Below are 12,940 nucleotides of genomic sequence, written 5' to 3'. Positions count from 1 at the left end.
TCTCGACAGTCGAGAAAATAACTGGCAGATGATTTACACCCTGTCAACACTCTGTTCAGCACGAAGCGCCAACTGTTCGAGACCATGCCTGCCGCGTCCTATTCCTCTCTGCCGGCCAGTCCTGCCGCCGCCCAGCGCGCGGGCACCGAACAGCTGCGCCGGCACAGCCTTGCGCTGGTGCTTTCGGCGCTGAGGGAGGAAGCTGTACTGTCACATACGGCGCTGTCGGAGCGTACAGGCCTTGCGTCGGCCACGGTGACGGCGGTGACCGGCGATCTGGAGCGGCTGGGTGCCATCGAGCGGCAGGACCAGCCGGCCTCCGGCGGGCGCGGGCGCCCCCGCGTGCTGTTTGCCCGCAGGCGTCGCTTTTCCCATGCAGTGGCGGTGCAGATTTCGTCCGATGCCCTGCATTACGGCCTTGCCGATTATGGTGGCACCATGATCGACCGCTTCAGCCGCCCGCGCGACATTGCTGCAGGCACGCCGGACAGCCTGCTGTCCGACATGGGCGAGGCGATCGCGCGTCTGATCCAGCGCTCGCGGCTGGAGCCGGCGGAAGTGGGGGCGATCTCGCTGTCGTCCAAGGGCATCGTCGATGCAGACGGGGGGCGGCTCGTCTGGTCACCGGTGTTTGGCGAGCGCAGCGTCGAGTTTTCCGCACTGCTGGAACACTGGCCGGCCGCCACCCTGTTCGTCAGCAACGAGACGCTGCTGGTGGCGCACGCCGCCGCCCGCAAGCGGATGGCCGAATCGCCGGCGGAGGGCGGGGCAGGACTGATCGCGCTCTCCCTCGGTCACAGCATCGGCCTTGGCATCGCGCGGATCGAGGAGGGCCAGTTCAGCGTCAGCGCGCCGAACTTCGGTCACATGCTGAATGCGGTGGACGACCGCCTGTGCCGTTGCGGCCTCAGGGGGTGCATCGAGGCGACCGCCGGCTTCTATGGGATCCTGCGGATTGCCTTCCAGGTGCCGCCCAACACCATTCCGGCGCGCTTCGTGCCATTGACCGAAATCGAGAAGATCGCGCTCTCGGCGCGCCAGGGCACCCGCATGGCCCAGCACGCCTTCCGCCAGGCGGGGCTCGCGCTGGGGCAGGGCCTGTCGCGGGTGCTGAGCCTGCACGAGAACCTGCCGGTCATTGTCACCGGTCCCGGCACGCGCTTCTACGACCTGATGCAGCCCGGCATCGAGGAGGGCTTGCGCCAGTCGCTGCATGTGCGCCTCAACGGGCTGCCGAAAATGACGGTGGTGGCCGACGAATCCTCCCTCGTCTTTGCCGGGCATGTGGACCGGGCGCTGACGGCCGTGGACCAGCGGGTGGTCGGCCTGCGGTGAGGCGCGGGAAAGCGTGAGGAGGCGCGAATGTCGGTTGAACAAAAGATGAACATGACCTACCCTCGGATCATGGCGATTCTGATCGAAAACCGGCAGGCCCGGCACATGTTTCTGGAGCGGCAGGGGCTTTCCCGGCCGCCAAACCGGCAGCTTGGTCGTGACGGCCTGCTGGACCTGATCCATGATCTCGGCTTCATACAGGTCGACAGTATCCAGATCGTGGAACGCGCCCATCACCAGATCCTGTTTTCGCGCAACCAGACCTATCGCCGGGAGCATCTGACGGCGCTTCTGGAACAGGATCGCAGCCTGTTCGAACACTGGACACATGATGCCTCCGTCATCCCCTCGGCCTTCTTTCCTTACTGGAAGCATCGTTTCGTGCGGCGCGAGGCAAAGATCCGCGAGAACTGGGCGAAGTGGCAGGGCAGGGATTTCGATTCGGCCTTTGCCGAGACCTATGATCGTATCCGCCATCAGGGCCCGGTGATGGCCCGCGATGTGAAGGCGGACGATCACAAGTCCGGCGGCTGGTGGAACTGGCACCCGTCCAAGACGGCGCTGGAATTTCTCTGGCACACCGGCAAGCTGGCGATTGCCCGGCGGGAAAATTTCCAGAAGGTCTACGATCTTTCCGAACGGGTCATCCCGCCCGATCATTTCGCGGCAGAGGTCAGCCACGAGGATTTCGTCGACTGGGCCTGCCGGCAGGCGCTGCAGCGGCTCGGCTTTGCAACCTCGGGAGAAATTTCCGCCTTCTTCGATCTGGTCACGCCGCCGGAAGCGAAGGCCTGGGTCAGCCGGCACCGCGCAGAACTGGAAGAGGTGGAGGTGGTGACGGTGGATGGCCGTCGCCGACCGTCGTTTGCCTTTGTCGAGGGGCTTGCCGACCTGCTCTCGCCACCCGAACCGCCGGCGAGGCTTCGGGTGTTGAGCCCCTTCGATCCGCTGCTGCGCGACCGCGACCGCGCCGAGCGCCTGTTCGGCTTCAACTACCGGATCGAGGTCTTCGTGCCGGAGGCGAAGCGGCAATACGGCTATTACGTCTTCCCGCTCATCGAGGGCGAGCGTCTGGTCGGCCGCATCGACATGAAGGCGGATCGAAGGGCCGGGACGCTTGCGGTGAGGCGCCTCTGGTGGGAGCCCGGCCTTCGCGCTTCCGCCAGCCGGCTGGAGCGTCTGGAGGCGGAGCTTGTGCGCCTGGCCCGTTTCACCGGAGTGGAGCGGGTCGAATACCTGCCGGGCTGGGAGGGTTGAGCCTGTTCCACGGCCGGCAAACCAGCGTTTTCGACAAGACAGGGGCGGGGTATGTCGTGGCAAAGGCCGGACGATTGCCCTTTTCCCAGAAACCAACGACAGAAGGAAACACCATGTCCAGCAGCGAATACCGCGTCGAAGCCCGCATTCCCGCCGTGGAGACCTATCTCGGCCTGCGCAAGGCCGCCCGCCTCTCGCCCTTTTCCGAGGCGGCGGCCGAGCGCGGGCTGAAGGGCAGCGTCTTCGGCGTCAGCGTGATGCTGGGTGAGGAAACGGTCGGCATGGGGCGCATCATCGGCGATGGCGGCTGCTTCTTCCAGATCACCGATATCGCCGTCAAGCCCGCTCACCAGGGGCGCGGACTCGGCAAGCGCATCGTGGCAGCGCTGGTGGATCACCTGCGCGAAGTGGCGCCGGCTAGCGCCTATGTCAGCCTGATCGCCGACGTGCCGGCCAACCGGCTCTATGCCCAGTTCGGTTTTCGCGAAACCGCGCCGCGCTCCGTCGGCATGTCGATGGTGATCGGGAAGTAGAGGCGCGTCTTGGTCGGGCGAGGGGCCGCGAGGTCGTTTGATCGTGTCGCGCCGGGGCCTGGCAGGACCGGGGACGGCCCCGAAATACGCGCTGTCTTGAGCATCGCTGTCCACTAACGGGAGGAAAGCCATGGACGACCTGAATGCCTTCATCGTCGAGGCCAAGGCGGCGGCCTATGTGGGCGGCCGGGCGGCGGGGCCGTCGTGCCGGCCGGGATCGCATGATGTCGGCCATGCGCGGGACGAGTGGTCCTATCTCGACAGCTATTTCGGCGGCACGGATTTTCTCGGGCAGGAGGTTGTCTGGAGGAAGGGCGAGCCGGTCTGGGCGATGAACTATTACGGCCGCATCCTCGATCCCCTGGAGATCGACGGCGAAAGGGCCGGAATGGTCATCCGCGCCAGCCTGCCGCAGATGTATGCGCAAGGGCGCTTTCTGGGCGGCTTCGTGCATGAGGTGGCAGGTTACCGCTATGCCGACGAGAGCACCGGCGATCCGGCAAGCTTCATCGGCATCGAACGCATCTTTCGCGGCGACCGGGAGGTCTATCGCCTCGATTACCACGGTGGCATGATCGTTCCCTGACGGACGGCCCCGTCAGGGTTTTGACGGGAGCCTTCCCGGACAGGCGTCAGCGGGCCTTGCCGGTCTGCCCGCGATCGCGCAGGAAGTGGTCGGCCAGCGCGCAGGCCACCATGGCTTCGCCGATCGGCGCGGCGCGGATGCCGACGCAGGGGTCGTGGCGGCCCTTGGTGCGCACATCCACATTGTTGCCGTCCGCATCGATCGACTGGCGCTCGGTCAGGATCGAGGAGGTGGGCTTCACGGCAAAGCGGGCGGTGATCGGCTGGCCGGTGGAAATGCCGCCCAGAATGCCGCCGGCATGGTTGGAGAGAAACAGTGGCTGGCCGTCATTGCCCATGCGCATTTCGTCGGCATTCTCCTCGCCGGACAGTTCGGCCGCGGCGAAGCCTTCGCCGATCTCCACGCCTTTCACGGCATTGATCGACATCAGCAGCGAGGCGATGTCCTGGTCGAGCTTGGCATAGATCGGCGCGCCGAGGCCAGCCGGTACGTTTTCCGCCACCACCTCGATCACGGCACCGATGGAGGAGCCGGCCTTGCGGATGCCGTCGAGATAGTCTTCCCATACGGGCACCATCGCGGCATCCGGGCAGAAGAACGGGTTCTGCTCCACCTGCGCCCAATCCCAATTGCCGCGGTTGATCTTGTGCTTGCCGATCTGCACCAGCGCGGCGCGGATGGTGACGCCGGGGATGACCTTGCGGGCAAGCGCGCCGGCGGCCACACGCGCCGCCGTTTCGCGCGCCGAGGAACGGCCGCCGCCGCGATAGTCGCGGATCCCGTATTTCAGGTCATAGGCATAATCCGCATGGCCCGGCCGGTAGCGGCGGGCGATTTCGCCGTAATCCTTGGAGCGCTGGTCGGTGTTTTCGATCAGCATGGAAATCGGCGTGCCGGTGGTGGTCATCACCGTTTCGTCTTCCGACAGCATGACGCCGGACAGAACCTTGACGATATCGTCCTCGCGGCGCTGCGTCACGAAACGCGACTGGCCGGGCTTGCGCTTGTCCATATAGGCCTGGATCTCGTCCAGCGTGAAGCGGATGCCGGGGGGGCAGCCATCCACGACGCAGCCGAGCGCCGGGCCATGGCTTTCGCCCCAGGTGGTAACGCGGAAAAGGTGACCGAAGGTGTTATGCGACATGAGACCTGACCGATGGGCGACGCCTGGCCGCCGGGACGTTGAGCGGCCTTGTCATAGTGGAAAAGGCGGGGGAGGGGAAAGCCCTTTTTGTCCGGATGCCGGCCTCAGGCGATCCGGCTGAAGCCGTTGCGGGCCGCTTCGGTGAAGTCCGCATAGGGCAGCGCCTTGGCGAAAGCAAAGCCCTGCAGAAGGTCGCAGCCCATTTCGCGCAGCAAGGTGGCATGCTCCAGCGTTTCCACACCCTCGGCCAACGTATCGACGCCGAGCGAGCGGGCGATCTCGATGATCGAGCGCACCAGCGCACGCTCCTGCGGCGCCGTCAGGATCGGCATCACCAGCTGGCGGTCGATCTTCAGCCGCCGGGGTTTGAGCTTCAGCAGGCTGACGATGGAGGTATGGCCCGTTCCGAAATCGTCGATCTCGATGTCGACGCCGAGCGCCTTGATGCGCTCCAGGTTCTCCGTCACCAGATCCTCGCGGTCATCGAGGAAGATCGATTCCACCAGTTCGAAGGCGATCTGTCCGGGCGAGATCGGCAGGGTCTGCAGTGTGTCGATCAGCGTCCGGTCGCTCAGCCGCCGCGAGGAGACATTGACGGAGACACGCGGGATGCGGATGCCGGCGGCGGCCCAGCGCATCTGGTCCTTCAGCACGTTTTCCAGCACGATCTGGTCGAGCGTGGCCGCCACGTTCAGGTCTTCGGCGATGGCCAGGAAGGCATCCGGCGGCAGCACGCCGCGCTGCGGGTGGTTCCAGCGGATCAGCGCCTCCACGCCGGCCAGTTGGCGCGTGATGGCGCAGAATTGCGGCTGGTACCAGGCGGTGAACTGGTGATCCTCGATACCGGCAAGGATCTCGTCGGCCGTCTGCTTGTGGCGGATGATTTCGGCCTGCAGGTTCTGGGTGAAGAATTCGAAGCGGTTGCGGCCCTGTCCCTTGGCGCGGTAGAGCGCGATATCGGCATTGATCAGCATCTTGCGTGCATCGATCCGGACGCCGCGCTCCTGGGCGATGCCGATCGAGACGCCGCAGCGGCAGGAAAAGCCCTCGAAATCGATGGGCTGGCGCAGCTCGGTGACGATGCGTCCGGCCAGCGTCGCCATGTCCTTGGGATCGGCATTGTCGTTCACGAGAATGACGAATTCGTCACCGCCGATGCGGGCGACCAGATCGCGAGGGCCGACATTGCGCGTGAGGATCTGCGCGGCATGCACCAGCATCGCATCGCCCGCCGCATGGCCCAGCGTGTCGTTGATCTGCTTGAAGCGGTCGAGATCGAGATGCAGCAGCGAAACCTGCCGGCGCTTCTGGCGGCTTTCGAGCGACAGTGCATCGAGTTCCAGATCCAGCTTGCGGCGGTTGGCGAGCCCGGTCAGCGGGTCGTGCAGGGCATTGTGCTCGATGCGGCGACGCGCCAGTTCCAGCTCGACGTTCTTGGCGTCCGCCTCCAGCTTGGCGGTTTTCAGCCGCTCCTGCATCAGCATGTCTTCGGTCACGTCGAAGGCGATGCCGACGAGCTTCTGGCTGCCATCGCGCTGGGTATAGGGCTTGCCGATGGACCGCACGAAGCGGATGCTGCCATCCGGCTGCGGCACACGCACCACCAGCGGCTGGCCGGAGGGCTTTGCCGGGAAATGGGAGGACATCCGCCGGGCCAGCTTGCGGTCGTCGGGATGAATGAGGTTCATCCACTGTTCGGCTGTGATGTGCCCATCGGTATAGGGCAGCCCGTAAAGCTGGCACATGCGGCGGTCCCAGATCTCGGTCCGCGTGTGCGGATTGGATTCCCAGATGCCGCAATTGTAGGAGCCGAGTGCCAGATCCAGCCGGGTCGACAGTTCTTCCAGCTGGTGTTCGCGATTGGACAGCTCGTCCAGCGCCAGTTCCAGCTCGGCATTCTTGATGTCGCTGTTTTCCTTGGCGCTCACCAGCGTCTGGTTCATCAGGATGTCGGACGTGACATCCCAGACGATGCCGGTTGTGCGCGTGCTGCCATCGGCGTGGCGATAGCTGGCGCCGGCCGAGCGCAGATGGCGCAGCGAGCCGTCGGCCAGCCGGATGCGGTAGACCTGCGTGCAGGGCGTGGTGGAGCAGATGCAGGTGAAGAAATGGGCTTCGGCCGCATCGACATCATCCGGGTGGATGGTGCGCAGCCATTCCTCCAGCCGGCTGCGATCCTGGGCGTCCGGCCGTTCGTGGAGCGCGGCGGCGCGCTGGTCCCAGGTCAGATGGTTGTCGCCGGTCACCTCCCAGATGCCGATGCTGGAGGTTTCCATGGCCAGGTTGAAACGCTGCGACAGTTCCACCAGATTGGCCTCGCGGCTTTTCAGGATGGCGATGTGGCGGTTGCGCTCGCCGATCAGCAGGCTGGCGAAGAAGACCGGCAGGATCATGCCGAGGCCGGCCGCGGCGAGCAGCCAGCGGAAGGAGACCTGGTCGGCCGGGCTTGCGTCCCAGCCCTGTCGCGGTGCCGCCATCACCTCCCAGCGCCCGCCGTTGACGGGAAGGGCTGACGCAACGGGCTCCAGGCCGGCAATGTCAGGCTGTCCGGTCAGCAGGGTTTCGCCGCCGGGATCCACATGGCGCACGGCCACATGCAACCAGTCATCGGCGAGCATGTCCCGGAAGGACACCGACGAGGTTTCGGCATCGATGCCGGCCTCGGCGAAGAACTGCCGCTGGTCGATGATGAGCGCCAGCGCGCCCCAGGGCTGACCGTTGCGCTCGACCGGGACGACCAGTGTCAGGGTCTGGTCGCCGGCGCCTGACACGGCGAGCATCTGCCCGCCAGCACCGGGATCCTTCAGCCGCGCGGCAAGTGTGGACAGGTCAAGGCGTGTAAAGCTGCCGGCGGGATCGGTGCGTGCGCCCTCGCGCAGGATCACGCGACCGAGCTTGCGGTCCGGGGCCAGAGCGACCGCCAGCGTGTGCGGGTTGTCTGCCAGGACGCGGCGGACATCCTCATCGAGCTGGCCGGGGGTCACGTTTGGCGCGTGCGCGAGAAGATTGGCCAGGTGATCGGCGATCAGCCGGTCGCCCTGCAGCCGGCTCTTCATCCGCTGGATCAGGATGTTGACGGTGCGCTCCGTCGCCACCCGCAGGTCCGCCTGGTAGACGTCACTGCGGTAGCGATCAAAGACGACGCCTGCCGTGGTCAGAACAAGCGTGATGGCCGCCGCAATGAGGGCGGGCCTGCGCCAGCGCATCGGCGTCTCGTCCGTTTGCCAGTTCGACAGGAGCCAGGAAAACAAGCGGACGGGCCTTTTCTGGAAGCTTTCAGACATCAACCCCATCCTTACGGCCGGCAAGTTAATTTCCGATTGCGCTGATGGACATGAACTTGCCGACGATTTTCTGTGGGGATAACAGCCTGACGTTGCTTGCGCCTGGGTGCTGTGCGCACGCCTCTTGCGGTTGGTTGCAATTCGTAAAAATTGTCTTCATCAATAAGACGCCGGATGCCACGCGGGCGGGCAAATTTCGCCATAATCGGAAGGCAAAACATGTTTCGAAACAAAACATTCGCTGATGTGCCCAGGGCTTACACCATGCGCCTCCTGATCGCTGCACTGCTTGCTACCGCAAGCATCCTGTCCCCGCTCTCGACGGTTGCCCAGAGCATGGATGTCGAAGCCACCATCAAGTCGGTCGACAAGAAGAAGCTGAGCTTCACGCTTGACGACGGCAAGACCTACAAGGTGCCCGAGGAATTCAACTTCGACGGGTTGACGTCCGGCGTGAAGGTGGTGGTGTTCTACACCATCGTTGACGGTAGCCGCGTGGTGGACGACCTGCAGATCGTCCAGTAAGTCCATCCCATTCCAAAGGAATTTCGTTCGGCCGTGTCAGAGCCACTCGACGCGGCCATGATCGCGTTCGATGATCAGCACGCGGTCCTGATGGATGTCGCAGCGCGCCGCGTCCAGCTCGTTCCAGCCGCCGACCAGTTTCAGCACGGAGCGGATGACGCCGCCATGGCTGACGCAGACGGTCGGCTGTTCCACCGCCTGCAGAAAGGCCGCGACCCGCCAGGAGAGGATTTCATAGCTTTCCGCATCGACTCCGGGCGGAATGAAGTTCCATTTCTGCCGGGAACGCTCCTTCAGCCGTTCCGGTGCGAGCGCCCGGATTTCGTCCAGCGTATGGCCTTCCCAATCACCGAAGGACAGTTCGACGAGCCGTTCGTCGGTGCGATAGGCCAGCGGATCGAGACCGATGGCCGTTCGCGCGATCTGCATGGTCTCGCGCGTGCGGGAGAGAGGGGAGGCCACGAAATCGAAGGCCTCCACCTGATCGGCAAGCAGCGTGCGCAGCGTCTCGCCGTTGTGGCGCGCCTGGGCGCGCCCCGTGTCATTGAGGCCGATATCCTTCTGGCCCTGCAACCTGCCTTCGGCATTCCAGTCGGTCTGTCCGTGACGGATCATATAGATGAGCACGGCGGCCGCTCCGGCGGTTGGCGTCAATCCTTGGCGACGGAAATATCCGGCGCATCGACCGCCTTCATCCCGACGACGTGATAGCCGCTGTCGGCATGGTGGACCTCGCCGGTCACCGAGCGCGACAGATCGGACAGCATGTAGAGGCCGACATCGCCGACTTCCTCGATGGTGACGGTGCGGCGCAGCGGCGCATTATACTCGTTCCACTTCAGAATATAGCGGAAATCGCCGATGCCGGAAGCCGCCAGCGTCTTGATGGGGCCGGCCGAGATCGCGTTGACGCGGATGTTCTTCGGGCCGAGATCGACGGCGAGATATTTCACGCTCGCCTCGAGCGCGGCCTTGGCAACGCCCATGACATTATAGTTCGGCATCACCTTCTCGGCGCCGTAATAGGTCAGCGTCAGCATGGAGCCGCCGTCCGTCATCAGCTTTTCGGCGCGACGGGCGACCGAGGTGAAGGAAAACACCGAGATCTGCATGGTCTTGGAAAAGTTTTCCGGGGTCGTGTCGATGTAGCGGCCGGTCAGTTCGTCCTTGTCGGAAAAACCGATGGCGTGCACGAGGAAGTCGATCTTGCCCCAGCGCTGCTCGATCTCGGAAAAGACGGCATCGATGCTCGCCTCGTCGCTGACATCGCAGTGGCCGGCAAGCGTTGCGCCGAGTTCCGCTGCCAGAGGCTCGACACGCTTCTTGATCGCATCGCCCTGGTAGGTGAACGCCACTTCGCCGCCCTGTGCATGAATGGCCTTGGCAATTCCCCAGGCGATCGAACGATTGTTCGCCACACCCATAATGATGCCGCGTTTGCCTGCCATGAGGCCGGTTGCCTGAGCCATACTCTATCCTCTGAGACTTTAGACGAATTTTGCCTATGGCATAGCCCGCCCCCGCGTTCAAGCTTGACGCAGATCATCTCCTGTAAGGCTTCGTAACAATGGGTGCGCGACCTTGGATAACGTCGCAAAAGCGTCACACGAAGAGGCCGTAGCGCATGTGGCGCATCAGGTCGATCACCTTCGGGTCCGGCTTTTCCCAGAGAATGACGCGCACCTCCACCACGAGGTCGCCCCGTTCGCCGGCGCTCGCATGCAGGCCGAGCCGTTCGATGCGCACGCTCTGGTCCGAACCCGTCCAGGCGGGAATGGACACAGGCACCCGTCCGCCCGGTGTTTCCACCTCGGCTTCCGTGCCGAGCACCGCGTCCTCCAGCGAGATCGGCAGTACCGTGTGCAGGTCAAAGCCCTCGACGCGGAAGCGCTCGTCGCGCGCCACCTTCAGCGTCACCAGCAGATCGCCGCGCGGGGCGCCCGGAATGCGCAGGCCCTGACCCGAAAGGCGGATCACATGACCATCGGTCATGCCGGCTTCCAGGGCAAAGCGCACATCGCGTCCGTCCGATAGCGACACGGTGACCGGCGCCAGCTGCAGCAGGTCGTTCAGCGACACGGTGGCCGTCGCCAGCAGGTCCGGCGCCTTTTCCGGCGGCGTCGGGTTGCCGCGGATGCGGCGCATCAGGCCGGTCAGAAGTTCTATCGCCTGTAGGGGAAGCGGCGGCTGCGGCTTCTGCGGTGCAGTCTGGCCCGTCTCAGGCTTAGCCTCCGCGCCGCCCGGGGCGCTGGCCGTTGTCTCGGCGGTTGTCTCCGGGGGGGGCGGCGCCTGCCGCGCCTTGCCCTGGGAGGCGCCCGGTGTCTGGGAGTGTGTCTGGGACTGTGCCTGGGACCGCGCCTGTGACTGTGATCCGCCGGCCTGCGCGGAGGCTGGTCCGGCGCCCTGGCCCGCTCCGAAGATGCGGTTGATCATGTCCTCGGGGCTTTCCTGATCGCGGCCCATGGTGCTTGCACCGCTGCTGCCCTGATCATGGGCCTGGTTCTGGGCCTGGGCGCGCTGCGCATTGGCGCGCGCCAGTTCCTCCATCACCCGTTCGGCATTGGCGCGGGCGGCGCGGGCGCGTTCCTCTGCCTGTCGGGCCGCCTCGCGCTGCTGCATGATGGTCTGCTGCGTTTCGAGCGCGCGGTCGTAGCGCCGGCGACGTTCCGGATCCTTCAATACCTCATAGGCTTGCCCTACCTCGGCGAAGCGGCGGCTCGCCAGCGGGTCGTCCCGGTTGTGATCCGGATGCAGGGTCTTGGCCTTGGAGCGCCAGGCAGCCTTGATCTCGTCGGGTCCTGCGTCTTTCTGAACGCCAAGGAGGGAATAGGGGTCGCGCATCAATATCCACCAACTCGGTTTCCTGGCACGCGCGCCGCATGACGGGCCGCATGACAAGGTCAAACAACTCGTGCCGGCCCGGACCGTTCCCGTGGAAACGTGGCAGGACATCGGCTTATGCGAGGAGAATAGAGGCGTGAGTCTCTAAAGAGGATTTACGTCGCGATGACAGTAGAATTAAGCTTAAGAGAACGTAACACGTCGGCCTGCATTGCGCCGATCAGGCGCATGACAAAGTGGCCGCCAAAGAAGCGGCGCGCTGCGCCGTCCCTGCGACAGGGGCACCGTTACTGGCGTTCGAAGGAGGTCAGCAGCCAGTCACCGCTGTCGGCCATGCAGGCCTGCCCGGTGAACTTGGCAATGCCTTCGTAGGAATGGCGGGTGGTCACGAAACCGCGGCACAGCTGGCCGGCCACCCGTGCCTCGCGGATCTTCGAGACGACGCCGGCGCTGCCGGTGGCGGTGTTGGCCCAGGGAAGCGGATTGGCTCCCATCTTCGACAGGTCGGCAGAGGTTACGGCATTGCGCACGGTCACCTCGTCGGATACCGCTTCTTCCGAGCGCTTCGGGATGGTCGATGTGGAAAGGCTGCGGTCCACCTTGGGCGAGGTGTCGAACAGGTCGAAGGCACCGCTCGTGCATCCGGAAACGGAGCCGGCGAGGAGGACGACAAGGGCTGTTTGAAGCATAAGCGACAGCGGTGTCCGGGTGCGGTTGTTTGTCTTTGCTGTCACTTCCACCTTGCGTCCAGTTCGGAAACGGTTCACGAGTCGATTTGACCAGATCGGGAGCATTTTAGTCAATATGTCTGAAGATGGGTTAACAAGCGGTGACTTTACCGAGGAAAGCGAGCCCTTCGCCCTGTTCGCACAATGGCTGAAGGACGCGGAAGGTTCCGAAATCAATGATCCGAATGCGGTGGCACTGGCGAGCGTCGATGAGCAGGGCCTGCCCAATGTGCGCATGGTGCTCCTGAAGGGTTTTGATGCGCGGGGCTTTGTTTTCTATACGAATTTCGAAAGCCAGAAGGGTCGCGAGATCCTTGGCCAGCAGAAGGCGGCCATGTGCTTCCACTGGAAATCGCTGCGCCGGCAGGTGCGTCTGCGCGGACCGGTGAGCGTCGTTTCCGACGAGGAAGCGGATGCCTATTATGCATCGCGCCCGCGCGGCAGCCGCATCGGGGCATGGGCGTCGAAGCAGTCGCGACCTCTGGAAAGCCGCTTTGCGCTGGAAAAGGCGGTGGCTGAATACACCGCACGCCATGCGATCGGCGAGATCCCGCGGCCCGCGCACTGGTCCGGTTTCCGCATCGAGCCGACCTCCATCGAGTTCTGGCACGACCGGCCCTTTCGCCTGCACGACCGCGTCGAATTCCGCCGGCCGGCGCCGGATGGCGACTGGTCGAAGGTGCGCATGTATCCCTGAGCGATCACGG

Annotated in this window: 12 protein-coding genes; 6 read left to right on the top strand and 6 right to left on the bottom strand. The window is 64.5% G+C overall.

Annotated elements, in window-relative coordinates; genetic code table 11:
* Positions 1–84: 84 nt before the first annotated feature.
* From F3H95_RS02835 to F3H95_RS02820, 4 genes are all read left to right on the top strand, one after another.
* A complete protein-coding gene (locus tag F3H95_RS02835) occupies positions 85–1,335 on the top strand; it encodes an ROK family transcriptional regulator (RefSeq protein WP_149744853.1) in 1,251 nt (416 codons plus the stop codon).
* Positions 1,336–1,404: 69 nt separating this feature from the next.
* Positions 1,405–2,592, top strand: a complete 1,188-nt coding sequence (locus F3H95_RS02830) for a winged helix-turn-helix domain-containing protein (protein WP_149745092.1) — start codon at positions 1,405–1,407, stop codon at positions 2,590–2,592.
* Between the two features lie 113 nt (positions 2,593–2,705).
* Positions 2,706–3,125 carry a GNAT family N-acetyltransferase gene (locus F3H95_RS02825; RefSeq protein WP_149744852.1) on the top strand — a complete coding sequence of 140 codons (420 nt, stop codon included), beginning with the start codon at positions 2,706–2,708 and terminating at the stop codon, positions 3,123–3,125.
* Between the two features lie 130 nt (positions 3,126–3,255).
* Positions 3,256–3,711, top strand: coding sequence for a DUF5680 domain-containing protein (locus tag F3H95_RS02820; RefSeq protein ID WP_143124938.1), 456 nt, complete (start codon positions 3,256–3,258; stop codon positions 3,709–3,711).
* A 46-nt stretch (positions 3,712–3,757) separates the two neighbouring features.
* On the opposite strand, the gene aroC is transcribed toward F3H95_RS02820, so the two are convergent.
* Both aroC and F3H95_RS02810 read right to left on the bottom strand, forming a co-directional pair.
* Positions 3,758–4,855, bottom strand: a complete 1,098-nt coding sequence (gene aroC / locus F3H95_RS02815) for a chorismate synthase (RefSeq protein WP_149744851.1) — start codon at positions 4,853–4,855, stop codon at positions 3,758–3,760.
* A 104-nt stretch (positions 4,856–4,959) separates the two neighbouring features.
* Positions 4,960–8,139: an EAL domain-containing protein gene (locus F3H95_RS02810; protein WP_188134276.1), complete on the bottom strand. Its 3,180-nt coding sequence runs from the start codon at positions 8,137–8,139 to the stop codon at positions 4,960–4,962.
* Between the two features lie 264 nt (positions 8,140–8,403).
* On the opposite strand from F3H95_RS02810, the gene F3H95_RS02805 reads away from it, so the two are divergent.
* Positions 8,404–8,664: a DUF1344 domain-containing protein gene (locus tag F3H95_RS02805; protein WP_149744849.1), complete on the top strand. Its 261-nt coding sequence runs from the start codon at positions 8,404–8,406 to the stop codon at positions 8,662–8,664.
* Between the two features lie 36 nt (positions 8,665–8,700).
* On the opposite strand, the gene F3H95_RS02800 is transcribed toward F3H95_RS02805, so the two are convergent.
* The 4 genes from F3H95_RS02800 to F3H95_RS02785 form a co-directional block, all read right to left on the bottom strand.
* Entirely contained in the window at positions 8,701–9,291 is a 591-nt protein-coding gene (locus F3H95_RS02800; protein ID WP_143124941.1) for a histidine phosphatase family protein, read from the bottom strand.
* Between the two features lie 23 nt (positions 9,292–9,314).
* The gene (gene fabI / locus F3H95_RS02795; protein ID WP_143124942.1) at positions 9,315–10,133 is read right to left on the bottom strand and encodes an enoyl-ACP reductase FabI; all 819 of its coding nucleotides are present in this window, start codon (positions 10,131–10,133) and stop codon (positions 9,315–9,317) included.
* A gap of 133 nt (positions 10,134–10,266) precedes the next feature.
* Positions 10,267–11,505 carry a DnaJ C-terminal domain-containing protein gene (locus F3H95_RS02790; protein WP_149744848.1) on the bottom strand — a complete coding sequence of 413 codons (1,239 nt, stop codon included), beginning with the start codon at positions 11,503–11,505 and terminating at the stop codon, positions 10,267–10,269.
* 287 nt (positions 11,506–11,792) lie between these two features.
* On the bottom strand, positions 11,793–12,194 hold the full coding sequence (locus tag F3H95_RS02785; protein ID WP_143124944.1) for an RT0821/Lpp0805 family surface protein: 402 nt from the start codon (positions 12,192–12,194) through the stop codon (positions 11,793–11,795).
* 115 nt (positions 12,195–12,309) lie between these two features.
* On the opposite strand from F3H95_RS02785, the gene pdxH reads away from it, so the two are divergent.
* A complete protein-coding gene (pdxH, locus tag F3H95_RS02780) occupies positions 12,310–12,930 on the top strand; it encodes a pyridoxamine 5'-phosphate oxidase (protein WP_143124945.1) in 621 nt (206 codons plus the stop codon).
* Positions 12,931–12,940: the final 10 nt, after the last annotated feature.

It is taken from the genome of Rhizobium sp. RU35A, from assembly GCF_900156005.1.
In the GTDB taxonomy this organism is placed as follows: domain Bacteria; phylum Pseudomonadota; class Alphaproteobacteria; order Rhizobiales; family Rhizobiaceae; genus Neorhizobium; species Neorhizobium straminoryzae.
This window is presented reverse-complemented; position numbering and strand designations above follow the sequence as displayed.

What these genes read in the sequence shown, in the direction of transcription:
- F3H95_RS02810 (WP_188134276.1), bottom strand. Translation starts at nt 8,139, where the DNA reads ATGTCTGAAAGCTTCCAGAAAAGGCCCGTCCGCTTGTTTTCCTGGCTC.
- F3H95_RS02825 (WP_149744852.1), top strand. Translation starts at nt 2,706, where the DNA reads ATGTCCAGCAGCGAATACCGCGTCGAAGCCCGCATTCCCGCCGTGGAG.
- F3H95_RS02790 (WP_149744848.1), bottom strand. Translation starts at nt 11,505, where the DNA reads ATGCGCGACCCCTATTCCCTCCTTGGCGTTCAGAAAGACGCAGGACCC.
- pdxH (WP_143124945.1), top strand. Translation starts at nt 12,310, where the DNA reads ATGTCTGAAGATGGGTTAACAAGCGGTGACTTTACCGAGGAAAGCGAG.
- F3H95_RS02805 (WP_149744849.1), top strand. Translation starts at nt 8,404, where the DNA reads ATGCGCCTCCTGATCGCTGCACTGCTTGCTACCGCAAGCATCCTGTCC.
- F3H95_RS02785 (WP_143124944.1), bottom strand. Translation starts at nt 12,194, where the DNA reads ATGCTTCAAACAGCCCTTGTCGTCCTCCTCGCCGGCTCCGTTTCCGGA.
- F3H95_RS02820 (WP_143124938.1), top strand. Translation starts at nt 3,256, where the DNA reads ATGGACGACCTGAATGCCTTCATCGTCGAGGCCAAGGCGGCGGCCTAT.
- F3H95_RS02830 (WP_149745092.1), top strand. Translation starts at nt 1,405, where the DNA reads ATGGCGATTCTGATCGAAAACCGGCAGGCCCGGCACATGTTTCTGGAG.
- F3H95_RS02835 (WP_149744853.1), top strand. Translation starts at nt 85, where the DNA reads ATGCCTGCCGCGTCCTATTCCTCTCTGCCGGCCAGTCCTGCCGCCGCC.
- fabI (WP_143124942.1), bottom strand. Translation starts at nt 10,133, where the DNA reads ATGGCTCAGGCAACCGGCCTCATGGCAGGCAAACGCGGCATCATTATG.
- aroC (WP_149744851.1), bottom strand. Translation starts at nt 4,855, where the DNA reads ATGTCGCATAACACCTTCGGTCACCTTTTCCGCGTTACCACCTGGGGC.